This is a genomic window from Allobosea sp. FBZP-16 (genome assembly GCF_002831785.1).
Taxonomy (GTDB): domain Bacteria; phylum Pseudomonadota; class Alphaproteobacteria; order Rhizobiales; family Beijerinckiaceae; genus Allobosea; species Allobosea lupini.
In genome coordinates this window covers 1-17263 of sequence record NZ_LNCQ01000034.1, presented here as the reverse complement: position 1 = coordinate 17263, position 17263 = coordinate 1, and the positions used below count along the sequence as shown (strand labels likewise).

General features: G+C 64.0%; 20 protein-coding genes. 3 read left to right on the top strand and 17 right to left on the bottom strand.

The annotated features are described in order from the left end of the window. Positions 1-58 precede the first annotated feature (58 nt). The 7 genes from CXY91_RS19060 to CXY91_RS19030 form a co-directional block, all read right to left on the bottom strand. Entirely contained in the window at positions 59-598 is a 540-nt protein-coding gene (locus tag CXY91_RS19060) for a hypothetical protein (protein WP_248307553.1), read from the bottom strand. Between the two features lie 183 nt (positions 599-781). Then, complete coding sequence (locus tag CXY91_RS19055; RefSeq protein ID WP_199777508.1) at positions 782-1552, bottom strand: 3'-5' exonuclease; 771 nt, start codon at positions 1550-1552, stop codon at positions 782-784. An 815-nt stretch (positions 1553-2367) separates the two neighbouring features. Further along, positions 2368-3054 (bottom strand): LuxR C-terminal-related transcriptional regulator, encoded by a 687-nt coding sequence (locus CXY91_RS19050; protein ID WP_158673495.1) that lies wholly within the window; start codon positions 3052-3054, stop codon positions 2368-2370. Between the two features lie 105 nt (positions 3055-3159). Continuing rightward, entirely contained in the window at positions 3160-3441 is a 282-nt protein-coding gene (locus CXY91_RS19045) for a hypothetical protein (RefSeq protein WP_100962811.1), read from the bottom strand. 224 nt (positions 3442-3665) lie between these two features. After that, positions 3666-4328 carry a PAQR family membrane homeostasis protein TrhA gene (gene trhA / locus CXY91_RS19040; RefSeq protein WP_100962810.1) on the bottom strand — a complete coding sequence of 221 codons (663 nt, stop codon included), beginning with the start codon at positions 4326-4328 and terminating at the stop codon, positions 3666-3668. Between the two features lie 145 nt (positions 4329-4473). Beyond that, positions 4474-4980, bottom strand: a complete 507-nt coding sequence (locus CXY91_RS19035; RefSeq protein WP_091842470.1) for a YciE/YciF ferroxidase family protein — start codon at positions 4978-4980, stop codon at positions 4474-4476. A 38-nt stretch (positions 4981-5018) separates the two neighbouring features. Beyond that, positions 5019-5810 (bottom strand): hypothetical protein, encoded by a 792-nt coding sequence (locus CXY91_RS19030; RefSeq protein WP_199777507.1) that lies wholly within the window; start codon positions 5808-5810, stop codon positions 5019-5021. 454 nt (positions 5811-6264) lie between these two features. Here CXY91_RS19030 and CXY91_RS19025 point away from each other — a divergent pair, with 454 nt between their 5' ends. Both CXY91_RS19025 and CXY91_RS19020 read left to right on the top strand, forming a co-directional pair. Further along, on the top strand, positions 6265-6618 hold the full coding sequence (locus CXY91_RS19025) for a hypothetical protein (RefSeq protein WP_100962808.1): 354 nt from the start codon (positions 6265-6267) through the stop codon (positions 6616-6618). Between the two features lie 135 nt (positions 6619-6753). Beyond that, positions 6754-7017 carry a DUF1488 family protein gene (locus CXY91_RS19020; RefSeq protein ID WP_100962807.1) on the top strand — a complete coding sequence of 88 codons (264 nt, stop codon included), beginning with the start codon at positions 6754-6756 and terminating at the stop codon, positions 7015-7017. Here the strand turns inward: CXY91_RS19020 and CXY91_RS19015 are convergent. The 3 genes from CXY91_RS19015 to CXY91_RS19005 all read right to left on the bottom strand — a co-directional run bounded on the left by CXY91_RS19015 (position 7014) and on the right by CXY91_RS19005 (position 10352). Beyond that, a complete protein-coding gene (locus tag CXY91_RS19015) occupies positions 7014-7196 on the bottom strand; it encodes a hypothetical protein (protein ID WP_100962806.1) in 183 nt (60 codons plus the stop codon). The genes CXY91_RS19020 and CXY91_RS19015 overlap by 4 nt on opposite strands. Positions 7197-7716: 520 nt before the next feature. Then, on the bottom strand, positions 7717-8724 hold the full coding sequence (locus CXY91_RS19010; protein WP_100962805.1) for a glycosyltransferase family 4 protein: 1008 nt from the start codon (positions 8722-8724) through the stop codon (positions 7717-7719). A gap of 20 nt (positions 8725-8744) precedes the next feature. After that, positions 8745-10352 carry an alpha-amylase family glycosyl hydrolase gene (locus tag CXY91_RS19005; protein WP_100962804.1) on the bottom strand — a complete coding sequence of 536 codons (1608 nt, stop codon included), beginning with the start codon at positions 10350-10352 and terminating at the stop codon, positions 8745-8747. Between the two features lie 176 nt (positions 10353-10528). Here CXY91_RS19005 and CXY91_RS19000 point away from each other — a divergent pair, with 176 nt between their 5' ends. Then, complete coding sequence (locus tag CXY91_RS19000; protein WP_100962803.1) at positions 10529-10747, top strand: hypothetical protein; 219 nt, start codon at positions 10529-10531, stop codon at positions 10745-10747. Positions 10748-10778: 31 nt separating this feature from the next. Here CXY91_RS19000 and CXY91_RS18995 read toward each other — a convergent pair whose 3' ends face one another. From CXY91_RS18995 to CXY91_RS18965, 7 genes are all read right to left on the bottom strand, one after another. Beyond that, entirely contained in the window at positions 10779-11039 is a 261-nt protein-coding gene (locus CXY91_RS18995) for a hypothetical protein (RefSeq protein WP_100962802.1), read from the bottom strand. Between the two features lie 124 nt (positions 11040-11163). Continuing rightward, positions 11164-11361 (bottom strand): hypothetical protein, encoded by a 198-nt coding sequence (locus CXY91_RS18990; protein ID WP_100962801.1) that lies wholly within the window; start codon positions 11359-11361, stop codon positions 11164-11166. 54 nt (positions 11362-11415) lie between these two features. Next, a complete protein-coding gene (locus CXY91_RS18985; protein ID WP_158673494.1) occupies positions 11416-11655 on the bottom strand; it encodes a hypothetical protein in 240 nt (79 codons plus the stop codon). Next, positions 11642-13012, bottom strand: a complete 1371-nt coding sequence (locus CXY91_RS18980) for a glycoside hydrolase family 130 protein (RefSeq protein WP_100962800.1) — start codon at positions 13010-13012, stop codon at positions 11642-11644. The genes CXY91_RS18985 and CXY91_RS18980 overlap by 14 nt, the downstream gene beginning before the upstream one ends. A gap of 37 nt (positions 13013-13049) precedes the next feature. Then, positions 13050-15332: a glycosyltransferase family 4 protein gene (locus CXY91_RS18975; protein WP_100962799.1), complete on the bottom strand. Its 2283-nt coding sequence runs from the start codon at positions 15330-15332 to the stop codon at positions 13050-13052. Beyond that, positions 15329-16285 carry a class I mannose-6-phosphate isomerase gene (locus CXY91_RS18970; protein WP_199777506.1) on the bottom strand — a complete coding sequence of 319 codons (957 nt, stop codon included), beginning with the start codon at positions 16283-16285 and terminating at the stop codon, positions 15329-15331. The genes CXY91_RS18975 and CXY91_RS18970 overlap by 4 nt, the downstream gene beginning before the upstream one ends. 163 nt (positions 16286-16448) lie before the next feature. Then, positions 16449-16712, bottom strand: coding sequence for a hypothetical protein (locus CXY91_RS18965; RefSeq protein ID WP_091842438.1), 264 nt, complete (start codon positions 16710-16712; stop codon positions 16449-16451). Positions 16713-17263: the final 551 nt, after the last annotated feature.

The following is a 17263-nucleotide window of genomic DNA, read 5'->3' as shown; positions in this document are numbered from 1 at the left end:
GCAAGTGGCGCCAGTACGAACTGTGTGTCCCACCGACCGCTTGCAGCCTTGCCCCAAATCACCGAAGCAGCCCGTCGGCGTCGAATTCGTCCCAGCCTGCGAGGCTTGGCGACGCCTCCTCGGCGGCCTCCCGTTCGGTTTCGCTGGGACCGGAGTCGGCCTTGCGCTTCCGGGCGAGGGCTGCCTTCGCCGCAGCGCGCCGACGATTCTCGGCACTCCGGATCGCATCCTCCTCCCGCCAGATTGTGGGCAAATCGCCGTCGAGGATTGTCTCGATGTGTCGTGGGTCGAAGACGTGGAAGGTCACAGTGCGGGCGCGTCCGCGGAGCTTCACGGTACGCGTCCCAACACTTCGCAGGCGACCGTCCTCCAGCCACTTGTGACGCTCGAGCGAAGAGATCCCGAGGACATCCTCGATCTCGCTCGGAAGCATGGGCAATTCGGTGATGCTTTCGAGCGCATCGCCGATACGGCTGGCGAGCGCAGCGAAGTGCTCCGCATCAGGCACCGAAAGGATGACGAGCCCAGCATCGACAATGAGGTGCTTCCGCATGGTCCAAGGAAGACGACGGCGCAGCTCGCGTTCGATCCCCTTCATCCTGACCGAGGAGCCAAGCGTCGTCGATGAAGGAAGCGGCCATTCCGCGACCGATGGGGATGAAGCCGATGTCATGCCCGAGAATCCGTACCCGAACTCTGCCTTCGGGGCCGGCCTGTTAACCGCCGGAGCACAACGACGTTCCAGTTGGCCTCCTCGCACGCATTCCCTCCGGACGTGCGATCACAGCAGGCTCGGCTGGACGGGTGTCAATGGCTCCGGGCCCAGAAGTTCTCCTCGCCGCCTCAACTCCGTCTCGGCGCTAAAGCGGATATCAATCTCGCGATCCAGCGCCAAGTTGCGCAATGCCGCCTCAGGGGCCTGATCCCAGCTCTTGCCGCGGGCTGGGCCGGAAGGCACGCGCGGCAGAAGCCCGGGTTCGCTACTCCAGAGCAGCAGTTGGTCGAGCGATACCTCATTGAGCATGTCGCGCAGGTGATGGGCGGTGACATAGGCGTCAGGCATCGCGCGATGGGCCGGGAGACCGAGCTCGTGGATCAGCCCCTCCGGCATGCGCTGATAGCGCAGCATCTGGTTCGAGAAGCGCGGAAGATGTGGCCACAGCCGCAGCGCGCATTTCCAGGTACAAATCCAGCGTGCGCCTCCGGTCAGCGACGCGGAGCAGTAGCGCATCTCGAAGCCGGCCCGATGAGCCGCGAGCGCGACCACGCCGCCTTCAGGGCGCAGCACGGACGGCGCGATCTGCTTCCAGAATGGCGCGCCCACCACGTCGATATCGCGGATGTGATGGACCGCCATGGTGTCAGCCGAGATCGCGCGGCCGGGATCGACGAAGAGCGAACCACGCTCCTCGTTGATGAGCCAACGGCCATCGACGTCGCGCGCGACGTCCTGCCATCCGATCTCGCAGACGTCTTGCGGGCCGCCTCCCGCAGTCTCCAGGTCGATCACCCTGATGCGTTCGTGAATCATCGCCAGGAGATCGGCATTCATTCAGGACGGGACAAGTCAGCAGCGTCGAACCGACTTCATTTTGCTAGGGTCGGCCGCCCACATCGCCATGGGTCAGAAACGCTCAGCGGACCCGAGGCGGTGACGTCCGCGTCCCGGGCCGGAAATCAACGACGATTAAGCCGCCACAGCCGACGAATCGCCACATCGAGACGGTCGTGGTCGGAAATCACCAGAATAGGGCGTCCAAAGTGCCGCTGCGGGCAGGCTTTCGGAATCGCTCGATCAGCACGTCCTTGACCGAGAAAACGTCTCGGGTAGAGCCCGTCCCAGTTCAGACGGAAGTATCCCCGCACCTTCGGCGTCGCGCCGAAACGGAACGCGATGAATGCAGAGCCCTGAATCGACAAGGGAGCCGGAAGGCGGCACGGTGCTATGCTCAATCGAGGTAGCATAGTGGCAGCATCGTTTGCTCAACAGCGAAGGGCCGCTTTCGCGGCCCTGGCAAGTAACTGGCGCTATTGAGATTGTCTGGAGCGGGCGAAGGGATTCGAACCCTCGACCCCAACTTTGGCAAGGGAATTACTATAGTGTTCTGATGTTCCACTGGCGTTCGTGGCTGTCAATTGGAATTCACGCGCTTCGCTCCCTTCCAGATTACATTGGATGGACTGGCGTGAACCCCCCGGACGCTGGTGGAATAGCGTGGACCGACGAGACGGCAACCGCGAGGTAACCGCGGATTTTGGCGGTGACGAGGACCCAACGGCCTCGCGTCGAGTATGTCGCAATGCTCAATAAAATGGAGCTGCCGGAAAGACAGTCATCTGGCCTGCGGCGACCAAGGCCCCAGGTCGTCAATCAAAAAGCGTCCATCCACGATCCGAGCCATATCGCATGATGTCTCCTCGCGAAGACAAACCTAGTTTCCTACAGGCGCGGAAGCGATAGGTTTCGACTGACCTGACGCTCAAGCCGGTCTGGTGTGCGATGCTCTTGTTCGAATTGTTTGAGACGACGAGTCGGAGAACCTGTATTTCGCGTTCGCTCAGTGCGTCATCCGGGTTGTCGAGGCGACTTTCCAGGCTGCCTATGGGGCGTCTTAATTCTCGCATCGACAGCGCCAGGCCTCCATCGAGGTACAGCCCGCCGGCCCGAACAGCCTTTAGGGCTTGCAGCAGTCTGTCGTTGGAAGCGCCATTCAGCAGATAACCTGCGATGCCGAGCTGAAATGCTGCCTTGATCGCGCTCGCATCGCGATCGTCGCAGACAAGCAAGATCAGAATGAGCGGTGCCACGCCCAGAATGCGCCTTACGAAGGCAAGACCGGCCGGCCTCAGCGTACCGATAGAGATGATGGCTACTTCGGGGCTCTGCGAGCGAATGAATTCGACCGCATCAAACATCGTCGATGGCACGCCGATTATGGTCGCACCGGGGACTGCTCCGACAAGTGCGTTAAGGCCAGCAAGCATGATGGGCTGATCGCCGAAAAGCGCAATCCGCTGCGGAGATGGCGCCGGCATTATCGCGAGCCCTTCCATGGGCAGCATTTTCCGAGGTTTCAGATGGAGTCAGAAACAGCTCGATGAAAGAGAAGCTTCTGCATCGCCCGGAATGGGAGCACGGCCTTCAAGAAATTTGCGTGTCTATTTCTTTTCGGTGCCCGAAGGACCGAACATCTCGGTTAGTGGCTTGTTTGGGTGGCGTGACCGGGCAGGCCGATCCGCATTGCGTTGTCGGGCTGAACCATTGATCTGCGCTTCACCGATCACGCGTTCCCGATCATCGAGACCCCTCACGCGATACTGAGGCTCGCCGTCGACAAGCGAGGGCAAGCGGCGCGTGACCGTATAGAGCCCGATGGCATTCTGGTCGTGAAAGCCGAAAGCCAGGCTGACCTGGTCGCCGACGTCATAGTGATGCGCCATTTCCGTCTCTTGCTTGCGTCAGCCTGAGGAGCTGAGACTAACAGTAGCACATCACATTGAGATCAAATCAAAAATCGGAGCTGTCGCGGCGATCGTGACACACGCATGCCGCAGAGGAATATGGTTCTCCCGGAGCCGCTGGCTCTCATCGGCAGGGTCACTCCCAGTTCCCGAGGCTGCGAGCGAGTACCCGCCAGCCGCTCCGTGAAAGGCCCTAAGCGCCGTCAGCTCGATGGAGCGATCGCATAGGCCTGAAACACGGCCCCGTAGAAACAGCCGGAGGCGACGAGCACGAAAGCGTGCCAGATGGCGTTCTGGAAGGGAAGCGTCTGCCAGACGTGAAAGACCACGCCCAGCGTGTAAAGAAGACCACCCGTCACGATCAGCCACAAGGCGAGGCTCGGAAGCTGCACGATGCTCTCCCAGGCGAAGATGCCGCTCCAGCCCATGAGGAGATAGAGCGCAATCGACAGCCGATCATATCGGCCGGGTAAGGCGACCTTGAGCACGACGCCGACAGCCGATGCGATCCAGACGACGGCCAGGAGGACATGCGCCGCCGCACTCTCGCCCATTCGCGCCAGGAAAGGCGTATAGGTTCCCGCGATCAGGAGGTAGATGGCCGAATGGTCGAAACGCCGCATCAGCCACTTCACCGGCGAAACCGGCAGCATGTTGTAGATGGCGGAGATGATGAGAACGGCGATCAGCGCGCAGCTGTAGATCGCAACGGGAATCACATCAGGGATCGGAGCTGCTGCGACGACGCGCACGATCAGGTACGCGACTGCGCCGACCCCCAGCACGATTCCGAGCCCATGGATCAGACCATCGGCCCAAAGCTCGGCACGATCGAAGTGGAAGCGCCCCTGCGTCGGCTGGTGCAATTCAGGCCCTTTCCCAGTCGCGCCATGTGGCTCGAATCCATAACGGAACGACGTCGATAGCAAGGGCGCCTGCAGACAATGTGACAACGCCAAGGAAAGGCTCGCCGAACACCGCTCGGCGAGCCCTTCCTGATACCTCTGCGGATCAGGCCGCTTTGGCGACGGCCGCCGAGTTGGCCGGCTCGCCGAGCTGCGTCAGCAGCTTGTCCGTCTTGGTCTCCTCGGCGAGGGTCGCATCCAGCAATGCAACCGCCTCCTTGTGGCCAAGCTGCTTGGCCCAGGATTTGAGCGTGCCGTAGCGGGTCATCTCGTAGTGCTCGACCGCCTGTGCGGAGGCGACGAGACCGGCATCCAGGGCCGGGCTGTCGGCGTAGTCCTCCATCACGGCCTTGCCTTCCTCGAGGATGCCGAGAATCGCGTCGCAGGTCTTGCCACGGGGCGCCTTGCCGATCGCTTCGAACACGTCGCTCAGGCGCTCGACATGGTTCTCGGTCTCGGTGCGATGGGTCTCGAAGGCCTTTTTCAGGTCCGGGGACTTGGCTGCCTTCGCCATCTTGGGCAGCGCCTTCAGGATCTGCTTCTCGGCGTAATAAACGTCCTTGAGCATGTCATGGAACATGTCGTCGAGGGCTTTGGGTGCAGTCGTGGCCATGTTTGTCTCTCCAGGTTTTAAGGGTGCAGGCTTGGGGATCAGGCCTCGACCTTGTCGCGGGCACGGCCTCCGACAGTTGCGCCATAGCTTGAAGCCAGCGCTCCGATCAGCATCGCGATGAAGGTTGCCAGGGCGAAGGAAGCAGCGCCTTTTCGGGCAATGTCGGCCGTCTCGCGAGCCGTCTGCTCGGCCTTGGCGGCGACTTCCTTCGTCTTGGCTATGGCGTCGTTGATGCGCTTTTCGGCATCAGGCTGGCTGATGCCGGTCTGAGCCGCGATCACGCTCGCGACATAGGTCTTGTCGGCAGGCGCCATGTCGCCATTGCGGATGCTCATCGCGACGATCCGGCCGACCTCGGCGCGGGCCGGGGCAGCGTCGGCCGAAGACGGAGCCGGACGGTCGGTACGAAACAGGGAATCCGTCAAGTACGCGGAGGGGTCCAGATTTGTCAGATCGACGCGACCGGCCGCCTGGCCCGCCATGCCGGAGACGGACGATGCGACCCCTGACGCTGCGCTGGCGCCAAGCCGTGCTGTGCCGCCAATGATCGCAGACGCGGTCGAGGCCAGCAGCAGTGCGGTGACAATCGCGCTGACGGCCCAAGTCATGAAGCCGTGCGCCGTGTCGCGGAACGCGACCTCGTCAGTGTGTAGACCGACGCGCTTGGTGCGCAGCCGGCCGGCGAGATAGCCGCCGGCACCGGCCGCCAGAAGGTGAACAATTGCCAGCCAGGCCAGGGCAGCGATGCCGAACGTCGTGGCGGTGACGCCAGCGCTCGACCAGGGCGAAACGGAGGTGAAGCCAAGCCCGGCGCCGGCTGCGAGGAGCATAAGGGAGATCGACGCGCTGACGACGGCACCTCCCAGTACAGCGCTCCAGGACACAGCGGAGGACGCGCGTGCAGCAGTGCCGTCGGCGACGCCACGGGCGGTATAATCTGTCATGTGGATAGTACTTTCAGGGCGCCGCCTGCGGCGCATTGTGGATGGCCCGATGGCCGCTCGATCTCAGCCCAACTTGTGAAGGGCAGCTCTGTTCCACGCCAGGCAGATGGCTATAGCCGCATCAGCGCCAGGCCATTGCAGATGCACGCCGCAGAGACCCGTATGCCGGATCGACACGTCGCGATCATCGAAGAAAATGGGCTCGTCGAATATTTCGATGCTTCATCTAAATATGTCGTTGAAGAAATAATTGAATCGAATCAAATGATGATCAGTCACTCTCAAACCGTGATATGCTTTTCTACGGGAGATTTTCTTCCGGTTCGGAAAGTCCGACATCATGAAAATTCCAGCAGAACTGAAGCCGGCCGCCTGGGGCGCCGTCGGCGGGGCTATTGCCGTTGCGATCATTGGTTTCACCTGGGGTGGGTGGGTGACGCACAGCACGGCGGAGCGAGAAGCCAGGGCACGTTCGAGCACCGCTCTTGTGGCGGCACTCTCGCCGATCTGCGTGGCGAAGTTCCAGCAGCAGGCCAACGCGACCGAGCAACTCGTAGAACTCAAGAAGATCAGTTCCTGGCAGCAGGGGGATTTCATCGCGAAAGGTGGATGGGCGACAATGCCCGGGAGTCCTTCGCCCGATTCGGACGTGGCCAAGGCCTGCGCGGCAGCCCTGGGCGTTCCGAAAACCTGAGCCGGCTCCATTCGTCGCGCGGGATTGCGACCGGCCTGCACCTTGTCGCGCGACGCAGCCTCTCGGCGTCGCGTGACAACGACCCCAGCGCACCGGTGGCGCGCCTTAACCTGGTCAACCCTGGAGGATGATCCGATGAGCCTCCACTTTCCCAATCCGATCCGGCGATATGACTCCGCACGGGACTGTGTGTGCTTCTGGGGCTCCGATTCGGCCCTGGAGATTGCATTCGAGGTCGAGCTCGGAGCGTTGCGCAGCATCGACTCGTCAGCCGGGCCGGGCGAAGCGTCGATGCTGCGGGCGTATGATGGCCATCTCGCGACCATCCAGAAGGCTGCTGGGGCAGCCTATTCCCGCAAGCGCCAGAGCTACCATCGATTGACTGCTGCCGACTTTTAATCGTGCTCGCGTTTCTCCCCCGGCGACTGGCCCCCGGGCTTCCCGGGGACGTCGGTTTGCCGCGGCGTGACCTTGCCGGCAGCCGGCGCGGGTTCGGCCGGCGCGGCTGTCGGGATGTTCGTCGGCTTATTGGTGTTTGCGGCCGGCTTCGGCTCGATCGTCCTGAAACGGATCATCATTGTCCCTGTCGGTTCGCTGACACTCGCAGCATGAACTCGGTCCATCAGACCGCTGCCCGAGAGCACTGAACGCTACTTCCTCTTTGGCGCTGCGGCCTTCACGACCACAGCGGCAAGACTGTTGGGGGCGGGAGCTGCAAGTTTAGGCTTGTCCTGCTTCGGCTTCTTGGCCTCTCGGTTTCCGCGTCGTTCGCCTTTAGACATGCCGTTCTCGTCCTCGTTCGGAGATCGCGGGGCGCGATCTCTCGGGTCGTGCCGGCCGAAGCTGGGCGCCTCGCAGCAGCCGCCCATTGAAATGCGCATGCGAAACAGCAGGCGCGGATGTCACTCAGGAGGGGCGAGCAAGGGCTCGGTGCAGTGCGGCCGGCTAGCAGCTGCCGCGGCTACCTGGGGGCGAACCCAGGCGAGTCCTGTCGAAGCAGAGTTGCAGCCTAGGCCAGGGCTGAGGAAAGCGCACGTTATTTCTCCGCGGGGATCCCTTGGGAGCCGCGCGCCTCCGCCCGGCGGGAGCGCATGTGGTTTATCCGAGGATGGACCGATATAGCTTGAGATAGCGATCGGCCATTCGCTCGACGGTGAAGCGCGCCGCGACGGCTGCCCGGCAGGCAGCACGGTCGATCTCGGAGAGGCGTGCGATCGCAGCCACGGCCTCCTCAATGCTATCGACCAAGAACCCGGTCACGCCGTGCTCGATCAATTCCGGCATCGAGCCGCGGCGGGAGGCGATGACGGGCGTGCCGCAGGCAAGCGCCTCGATGACCGACAATCCGAACGGCTCCTCGAAGTTGATCAGGTGCAGCAACGCCTTGGCGGAGCCGAGCGTTTGCGTGCGGGCGCTGCCGCCCACTGGTCCGAGATAGACCAGGCTCTCGCTTTCGAGCGCGGGCGCGACCTGCGCGTCGTGGTAGCCGCGATCCTGGATGATGCCGGCCATGACCAGCCGCCGGCCGGCTGCGCGCGCGGCGGCGATCGCCTCGGCCGCTCCCTTGTCGGGGTGGATGCGGCCGAAGAAGAGCAGGTCCTCGCTCCCTACCGGATCGAACGGAAAATCCTCGATCCTGATGCCGTGATGGATCGTCGCGGCATAACGCAGATCGGGGTGCCGGTCCGCGGCGCTGATCGCGACATAATGGGCCCGGTCCTCATAGGCCTTGAAGGCCGGCAGGATGCGCTCCGAGGAGAAGCCGTGGATCGTCGTCACCACCGGCGTGTTGGCCAGGCGCGAGAAGGCGAGCGGCACAAAATCGGCCTGGTTGTGGATGATATCGAACTCGCCGGCGCGTTCGAAGACATGGGCGACGTGCAGCAGCTCCCAGACCTTGGCGTCGATCGTCGGGTCTTCGGAGTACGGCGCCGGGCAGATGCCGGCCAAGGTGCCCGCCGTATGACTGTCCCGGGTGGCGAACAGGGTGACGTCGACGCCGCGCGCCAACAGGGCCTCGGTCAACAGGCTCGTCACCAGCTCCCAGGGGCCGTAGTGGCGCGGCGGCGTGCGCCAGGAGATCGGCGCCAGCATGGCGATGCGCATCCGTTCGCCCCTCCCTCTGGTCAGTCGGCGAGCGTCAGGATCACGCCCTCGTTCGGCCGCAGCAGCAAAGCGCCGTCTTGCACCGGCGCCGCATCGGCGAGCGTGGACAGGAGGGGGCGGCAACCATGCGCCCAGTCCGGCAAGGCCAGGCGTTGCGGCTTCTCCCCGAGATTGAGCGCCACGATCAGCCGCTCCGCACCATGCCGGCGCTCATAGGCGAGTATATCGCCCTCGGCATCCAGCAGCGCGACATCACCGATAGCCAGTGCAGGATGGGTGCGTCGGACCGCGAGCAATTGGCGATGCAGCGCCAGCATCGAGCCCGGCTCGGCCGATTGACGCTCCACGTTCCGGGCTGGCCAGTCGGCGTTGAGCGGCAGCCAGGGCGCAGCGGTGCTGAAGCCGGCATGCGCACTGGCGTCCCACGGCATCGGCGTGCGGACCGGATCGCGCCCGAGGCCCTTGCCGGGCTGGCGTAGCTCGCGTGGATCCTGGACCTGGTCGGGTGGGATCGGCACATCTCTCAGCCCGACCTCATCGCCATAATAGAGGGTGGGCGTGCCACGCAGGGTCAATAGCAGCATCGCTGCGACCCGAGCCTGGCTTCCTCCCAATCTGGTCGCGACGCGCGGTCGGTCATGATTGCCAAGGACCCAGTTGGGCCACGCGCCAGGCGGCAGCGCCGCCTCGTAGGCGATGATGAGCGCCGCCAGCGCCCGCGCCTGCCAAGGCGCCTCGATCAGCTGGAAATTGCCGGGCAGATGCACGCCAGGCCGACCCTCGCCATAATAGTGCATCAGCCGCTCGACCGGCAGATAGATCTCCCCGATCAACAGGCGCTCGCCCTGTCCCGCGGCCTGATCGTCATCCGCGAGGGCACGCATGCCGGCTGCGATGTGGTGGACCTCGGGCTGGTCGGTCGAATGCAGCTGGAGCAGGCGATCCATCTCGCCGAGCGCTGGTGCGTAGGCCGGGTTCGGCGGATTGTCGGGGAAGTCGGCCGCCTTGATCAGGTGCCAAAGCACGTCGATGCGGAAGCCGTCGACGCCGCGGTCGAGCCAGAAGCGCAGCACGTCGTGCATCGCTGCCTGTACGGCCGGGTTGCGCCAGTTGAGGTCCGGCTGCTGCTTCAGGAAGGCATGATAGTAGTACTGGCCGCTGGCCTCGTCCCATTCCCAGGCAGGGCCGCCGAAATCGCTGATCCAGTTGTTGGGCGGCCCGCCCCCGGGGGCAGGATCGCGCCAGAGATACCAGTCCCGTTTCGGATTGCTGCGCGAGGAGCGGCTTTCGGCGAACCAGGGATGCCGGTCGGAGGTATGGTTTGGCACGAAATCCAGCAGGAGCTTAAGCCCGCGCGCATGGGCCTGCGCCAGCAGGTCGTCGAAATCGGCGAGCGTGCCGAAGCGAGGATCGACGTCGCAGTAATCGGAGACATCGTAGCCGAAATCGGCCATCGGCGAGGGGTAGATCGGCGAAATCCAGATCGCATCGACGCCGAGTTCGGCAATATAGTTCAGCCGCCGCGTGATACCCGGGAGGTCGCCGATCCCATCGCCGTTGCTATCCTGGAACGAGCGCGGATAGATCTGGTAGATCACGCCGCTCTGCCACCATGGCGTGGGCATCATCGCCTCACCGCGCGCGGCCGGGAGACAACGGTCTGCTTTACCAGCAATCTCGCCGCAAACCGGAACAATAACCCCGCGGCGACAGTTCGCTCTTCATGACCAATTTTCGTAAGGTTCCATCGATTCGTCCCGATCCGGCCCCCGAGACAGGGAGGCCGCCGGTCGGAGACCACGACATGGAGCTGTCGCTCCCGGCGGATGCTCCGCGCAATGTCGTCAGGAAGCGGCAGCAGCGGGCTGCGCGTTCGCTGGCGGGCCGGCATATCGATGAGGCGCTGTCGGAACTGCCGATCTCCGACCAGGCCAGGGCGGCGCGCAAGGCGAAGCTGATCGAGCTGCCGGACGACACCCCGATCAAAAGGCTTGCGAAGCGATCCAAGCCCGCTTCGGCGTAGCCAATCTCTGCGCGCCGCTGGACGGCCTTGCTCAGTCATCGGGATCGGGCCGCTCATCGTCGACGACGCGCCGGCAGGTTCCCCGGGTAAAGCGCTCGATCTCGGCCAGCGCGGCATCGAGCGACCCGAATGGGCCTCGCCGCATGGCCTGCATCGTTTCGATCGCCTGGCCGGCAGGGTAGATCATGAATTCGCCCTCCGCCCTGTCCTCGACATATCCCATCGCTCGACCCAGCAGGTCGGTCAGCAGCCAGGCCGTTCCGTCCGGCTTACGTGTCACGTCGATGTCCAAACGATCTCCGTTCGTCGGCCCCCGATCCGAGGAGCTCAAGGGGCGTGCTTCAACCAATCCGGAGCGTGGTCTAGTGGTCGGTCCCCGGAGACCGTCATCAAGCGCGTCAGACAGGCCGTTTGCGCTAGGGCGCCGACGCTGCAGCGGCTCGGTCGACGGCCTCCTTCTGCAGCCGCAATGCCCTCAAGCGCGCCGTGTTGGCGTCGCGCGCCTGATTGATGGTGTCCGTTTCGGACAGCACGCGATTGCGCGACAACGACTGGGTTTGCGTTCTCAGGAACGCAGCATCTGCGGTCACGCGGGATTTCGAGTTCTCTGCCAAGTGTCTTCTCCGGAGTGGGTCGGCGTGGGGTAGGAGACGCGCCTTGAGCAAGCGTCACACGACGCGGCTGCGCACCGATCCTGGGCTGTCCGAAACAATCTGGTCATGGCCGATCGCCCGCTCATGGCCGTCGGCGCCGCGAACGCGGTATTCGCGCTCACCGCTCGCCCGCGTCGGCATGATCCGCACGATCTCGTAGTCACCCGCACCGGACTGATCGGCGAAGCCGAAGGACAGCCGGACCATGTCTCCCGGCGTGATCGAGCGGTGGGTCGTGGGCTTATCTTGGGTCATGTTCATGCTCTTTCTCAGGGAAGGCGCCCTGCCGCAGATCATGCGTTTCGTCGGCGCTGACCGGGCTCAGGGCCTGCAGCAGCGCCTCGATCCTGATCGTCGCGAAATTGCAGTAGGTGTCGGAAACCGCATAGGGGAGGACGATCTGGTCCCGGTGGCGCATCGCACCGCAGGTGTAGACGACATTGGGAACATAGCCCTCGCGCTCGGACGGCTCCGGCCGGACCAGGGGCTCGCGCGAACGCGCAAGCACCTTCGACGGATCCTGCTTGTCGAGCAGGACGGCGCCGATCGCATAGCGCCGCACCGGCCCGACGCCATGGGTGAACAAGAGCCAGCCTTCGTCGAGCTCGATCGGGGAGCCGCAAGTTCCGATCTGGATGAACTCCCAGGGGTATTGCGGCTTCAGGATCGCGACGCCGCCGTCCCAGTTCATCAGGTCGTCCGAATAGACGAGATAGAGGTTCTCATTGTCCTGCCGCGCGATCATGGCGTAGCGGCCGGCGATCTTGCGCGGGAACAGCGCCATGCCCTTGTTCACGGCGGCGCTGCCCCGCAGCGGCGACATCCGGAACGACAGGAAGTCGTTCGTCTCGATCAGCTCGGAGCGTATCCCCCTGCCGTTATAGGCTGTGTAGGTCGCGCGAAACACGCTGCGCCCGCCCTCATCGAACTCGACGAAGCGCGCATCCTCGATCCCGTTCGACTGCGAGGCCGTGATCGGAAAGATCACCCGCTCGCTGATGTCGCCGTCCGGGGCGAACGCCACTTCGACATCGTCGCCGTCGAGGCGCACCATGCGATTGCGGAAGGTCGCGATCGTCGCGAGGCGCGAGGTCGGATCGACGCTCAGGCTGCCGTCGGCCGCGATCGTGCCGGAGCGGAAGGTCAGGGACGAGATATGCCCCTCGCCGACAGCGCGCAGGCTGAGGATGAAGCGGCGCCCGCCAGGCGGAGCGCCGGACTGGTCGGGGTGCGAGACAATGCTTGGATTGAAGAGGGCTGCCGCCTCGAACGAGTACTCGTGCAGGAAATAGGATCCGACCAGCTGGCGTTGCGTCCTGCTGAACTTGCAATGCGTGGTGAACACCTCCTCCATCTCGTCGGCGCGCGCCTCGAAGCGCTCCAGCAAGTTCCGGTGCCGGCCATTGAAGTTCTCCAGCACCTCGGCGAGCTGGCCTGCCGCCGCCTCCTGGTCCAGCCCCATCACGCGCGCGACGATGTGGTTCGCGCGCAGCTTGTCGGTCGGGTTCATGTCGCGCGGATCGGGCGAGGGCCCGAAGCGACGCACCACGACCCGAGCGGGATCGGGATGCAGATGCAAAGCCTGCAGGTTCAGGAAGGTGGCTTGCGGCAAGGCGGCCCCAGTTCGGTTTGTGCGGATCGCCGAAGGCTCAGGCGTGCAAGACCCGAAGCGGCGCCAGTTTCGGGCGGTCCCCACTCATGCGGGAGAGCTGGCGAATCTCGGCGAGGCTGAGAAGGTAGGATACCACGGATTCACCGCCGCGGTTCTCATTCGGCCGATCGCGGTGGAGACCATCGCGGCAGGCGCCGGTTTCAAGATCGACGAGCGGTGTCGACAGGTCGTTCTCGCCCATGAACCAGGCGAAGGCGCGCAATGCTTCCGTCCGCCATTGCGCGTCACCATCGGCGCGCCAGGCGGCAAGGCAGGCTGAAATGGTCGCCGTGGCCTCCAGAGGCTGCTGGTCGAACGCCTTCGGTGGGCTGAGCCTGTCGCCGAAGCTCTCCGAACCCACCGGTCGGAACAGGCCGGCAGGTGTGCTCTGCACCCCAACCAGCCAACGCAGCGAGCGCAAGCCGGCATCGACATAGGCGGGAACCTGCATCGAAAGCCCGGTGGCGATCAAGGCCTGTGGCAACCGCGCGTTGTCATAGGAGAGACCTTCCTCGAACCAGACCCAGTCCGGCGTCTGGACCGTCGACAGCAGGGCGAGCAGACGGTCCGCCAGCAGGGTGCGCAGCTGGATGGTGGAGGATGGCGCGGCGACCACGGCGCAGTAGGCGTCGAGGCCGAGCAGGGCGAATCCCCAGGCCCGAGGCGAACTGAAGCTCTCGGCCGCGGGCAGCGCTTCGGCGAACAGCGCCGCGGCCCAGCGCCGCCGTGACGGGCTGGTGTCGCTGCGCGCGCATTCGCCGAGAGCCCAGAGCGTCCGGCCATGGCTGTCTTCCGAGCCGACCTCCTCGAGCCAGCGCCGATCGAAGCTCATGAAGTTGCGGAAGCGCCGCGCCTGCGGATTCCAGGCATGCTGAACGAAGGAGGCGAACCGCGCCGTCAGAGGCTCGGCTAGGTGCCGCTCGCCGGCACTGCCGAGAAGGCAGGACAGCAGCAGCGCCCGGGCATTGTCGTCGACGCAGTAGCCGTGTGCGCGGTCCGGCACGGAATGGACGGCGTGCTGGAAGAGTCCAGTGTCGTCGCACATGCAGTGCAGGTGATCCGTCCGCAGCTCCGGCGGCGCGGAAGGCAGAAGGGGAGGTCTTGCCTGCGCCGTCCCCGCGACCACGTTCAGCAAACGGCTGCGCCGCGCCGTCTCGAATGTGCTGAGATAGCGCTTTGCGGTCTGCTCCCATGTCATGGAGCGGCTGCTGGCATAGGCGCGCCGGCGCATGGCCTGCCGCCTGGTCGAGTCGGTCAGCAATCCTGCGATCTCGTTGCCGGTCGCGACGACGTCGCTGAACGGCACCAGCACGCCGCGGCCATCGGCGAGCAATTCCTGGGCATGCCAATACGGCGTCGAGACGACCGCTTTTCCGAGCCCGAAGCTGTAGGCCAGCGTGCCCGAGGTCATCTGCGCCTCGTTGAGATAGGGCGTGACGTAGACGTCGCACATCGCGATGAAGCCGAGCAGCGTCTCGCGGTCGACGAATTGATCGAGGAAGACGACGTGGTCCTCGATGCCGAGTTCATGGACGCGCTTCTGCAGGCCGATGCGATAGGTTTCGCCCTGCTCGCGGACGAGATGGGGGTGGGTGGCTCCCAGGACGACATAGACGGCATCGGGCCGGCGTCTCAGGATCGACGGCATCGCATCGATCATCACCTCGATGCCTTTGTTGGGCGACAGCAGACCGAAAGTCAGGATCACCGAGCGGCCGGCGAAACCGAGCCTGGCCTTGGCCTCGTCAGGCTCGACAAAGGCGAAATCGGGGATGCCATGCGCGATCACCTCGATCTTGTCGGCGGGAAGCCGGTAGATGGTGCGCAGCATGTCGCGGCCTTTCTCCGCCATGACGACGACGCGCGACGAGGCATCGACGATCCGCTCCATGACGCCGCGCTGCGCGGGGCTCGGCTTCGACAGGACGGTATGAAGCGTGGTGACAACCGGCATCGTCAGCCGTGCCAGCAATCCGGCGACATGCGCGCCCGCTTCGCCACCGAAGATGCCGAATTCATGCTGCAGCGAGACGACGTCGAACCGGCCCTCGTTCAGGAAGTCGGCAGCGCTCGCATAGTCCTCTATCCGCTCGTCGCGGATCTGGAACCCGACAGAGCCTGGATAGTCGTAACCGTCGCCATCGTTCATCGCCACGATCGAGGTCGCCAGATCGGGGGCCGATGCGGCGACCGCCTGCTGCAGATCCGTGGTGAAGGTCGCGATGCCGCAGCGGCGTGGCAGCGAATTGCCGATGAAGGCGATCCTGTCGAGTGCGGTCATGATCGTGCCTCTACGGTTGGACTCTGCACTTTCGCCAGGGCGGCGAGTAGCAGGGGCCGGTGACTCGTGCTGTGGGCCGGGATGGTGGGGTTTCGAGCTGCGATCGGCCGCAAAAGGTCGCGCTTTGGCAGGGCGGCGTCATAGGCGATCAGGCAGGTCAGGCCCGTTCGCCCGGCGGCGAGATGCGTTGTCTCGTCCTGCACGAAGCAGCCTTCGCCCATGTGCGCCCGCCACGGCCCGATCCGGCCCTCTCCGGCGATCACCAGCAGCCAGGTCTCGGCCTGCGCGCGCAATTCCCATAGGGATTCCGGCGGAAGCTCGAAGCGCTCGAGGGTGAAAAACGAGGTCGCCAGAAGCAGCGTCCTGGCGTCGCTCAGCCGGCGCGCCGGCACCTGTTTTGCAGCCGGTCCGGCATAGGCGGCGGCAACACCGAGCTCGATATGGAGCTCGCGCTGGCGCCCTTGATCGAACAGGCGGAAGGTCGTGTCACTGCGCTGCTGAATCTCGGCGAGCACGAGGCCCGGACCGATTGCGTGGATCGTCCCCGCCGGCACGAAGATCACATCTCCCGCCACCGCGGTTCGCCACGACATGCGCTCGGCAATCGAGCCGTCCTTGATAGCGTCTCGCAATTGCGCCTGCGAGAGCGATGACTGCAAGCCGAGCGCCACCATGGCACCGGGCTCGGCAGCGAGCACATACCAGGCTTCGGTCTTGCCGCGGGCAAGCCCCATCGCGTGGGCTGCCTCGTCATCCGGATGCACCTGGATCGACAGCGCCTCGCGTGTGAACAGCAACTTGAGCAGCAGAGCGGGGTCAAGAGCCGAATCGTCGCGCTGTAACCAGATTTCGCCGATGGCGACGTCATGATGATCGATACCGCTCCATGGCTGGAGGTCGTGTGACCCCCAGGGTTTCGGCACGGCCTGCAAGCGAGCCAGTTCGAGGGCCATGGCGAACTCCAATATCGCCGGGCTTCGACGGTTCGACGGGATTGTCGAATGAGGCTGCGGCGGGGCCGGCAAGGCATGGATTTCGGCGAAGGGACCGTTCTTTGCGGGCCTTGTCTTTACATGGGCGACCGACCTTCGGCCCGGACCGTTCAACTCCTGCCGATCAAGGCAGCCGCTGGTCCTTTTCAAGGGCTGCAGCGAGATAAGCCGGCTCGATCGGAATCATCTGGTGTAAGGACCCGGGCATTCCGATCGCCGGCAAATGGATGAAGCCGCCCACACGCCGCCAGGCCAGCCTTGAAGCGCTCTCGATCGATTCCTCGTCATAGTCGACCCGGTATTCCCCGGCCGGCAGCGGTGCCTCGAAGTCGGGCAGCAAGAATGGGCGCGAAAAGTGGACGGAGACCTGCGTGGTGCGATTGGTCACTGGGGTCTCCTTCCTAAACAACGATCCAGTCGGAGGTTTCCGACGAACGGGGAAAGGCGTGCCGGCGACCGCCCGACCGCTCCCGGCCAGCATTTCAATACCGACCGATCACGCTCGGATATGGGATAAAGTTCATCTGTTACAAGGTCAAAAAATAAATATCTCTCAAAAAATCTCTTAAATGCAGTTATGTTCTCATATTTTTCTAATGATCACTTTCCTTATAACGTTGATCTCGTGCGACAATATCTCCATTCCTAAGGATTTGGTCGCATATTATTTTTTGCCTCTACCGATTCAAGCGATGATTTCCCATACGAAGGCTCGCTACGCTTGCAGACAGGGACATGATTGGCAGGCTGTCATCCCGAGCGTGTGCGGTGTGCCCGCCCTCGCGCAGAAGGAACCGACCCATGGCTCGTTTGATTACGAAGACAGGACAGCGCGCCGAGATGGTCTGCGATATGTCGACCGAGAGATCGGGCAAGCTCATTGACCTGCCCCCCGGAAGTTCCCTCGTTCATAACGAGAGTCCTTGGGGTTGATAGTGG

Coding starts and splice junctions, on each gene's coding strand:
- CXY91_RS19060 (WP_248307553.1), bottom strand. CDS start 598: ATGAAGGGGATCGAACGCGAGCTGCGCCGTCGTCTTCCTTGGACCATG.
- CXY91_RS19055 (WP_199777508.1), bottom strand. CDS start 1,552: ATGAATGCCGATCTCCTGGCGATGATTCACGAACGCATCAGGGTGATC.
- CXY91_RS19050 (WP_158673495.1), bottom strand. CDS start 3,054: ATGGAAGGGCTCGCGATAATGCCGGCGCCATCTCCGCAGCGGATTGCG.
- CXY91_RS19045 (WP_100962811.1), bottom strand. CDS start 3,441: ATGGCGCATCACTATGACGTCGGCGACCAGGTCAGCCTGGCTTTCGGC.
- CXY91_RS19035 (WP_091842470.1), bottom strand. CDS start 4,980: ATGGCCACGACTGCACCCAAAGCCCTCGACGACATGTTCCATGACATG.
- CXY91_RS19030 (WP_199777507.1), bottom strand. CDS start 5,810: ATGCTCCTCGCAGCCGGCGCCGGGCTTGGCTTCACCTCCGTTTCGCCC.
- CXY91_RS19025 (WP_100962808.1), top strand. CDS start 6,265: ATGAAAATTCCAGCAGAACTGAAGCCGGCCGCCTGGGGCGCCGTCGGC.
- CXY91_RS19020 (WP_100962807.1), top strand. CDS start 6,754: ATGAGCCTCCACTTTCCCAATCCGATCCGGCGATATGACTCCGCACGG.
- CXY91_RS19015 (WP_100962806.1), bottom strand. CDS start 7,196: ATGATGATCCGTTTCAGGACGATCGAGCCGAAGCCGGCCGCAAACACC.
- CXY91_RS19010 (WP_100962805.1), bottom strand. CDS start 8,724: ATGCGCATCGCCATGCTGGCGCCGATCTCCTGGCGCACGCCGCCGCGC.
- CXY91_RS19005 (WP_100962804.1), bottom strand. CDS start 10,352: ATGATGCCCACGCCATGGTGGCAGAGCGGCGTGATCTACCAGATCTAT.
- CXY91_RS19000 (WP_100962803.1), top strand. CDS start 10,529: ATGGAGCTGTCGCTCCCGGCGGATGCTCCGCGCAATGTCGTCAGGAAG.
- CXY91_RS18985 (WP_158673494.1), bottom strand. CDS start 11,655: ATGACCCAAGATAAGCCCACGACCCACCGCTCGATCACGCCGGGAGAC.
- CXY91_RS18975 (WP_100962799.1), bottom strand. CDS start 15,332: ATGACCGCACTCGACAGGATCGCCTTCATCGGCAATTCGCTGCCACGC.
- CXY91_RS18970 (WP_199777506.1), bottom strand. CDS start 16,285: ATGGCCCTCGAACTGGCTCGCTTGCAGGCCGTGCCGAAACCCTGGGGG.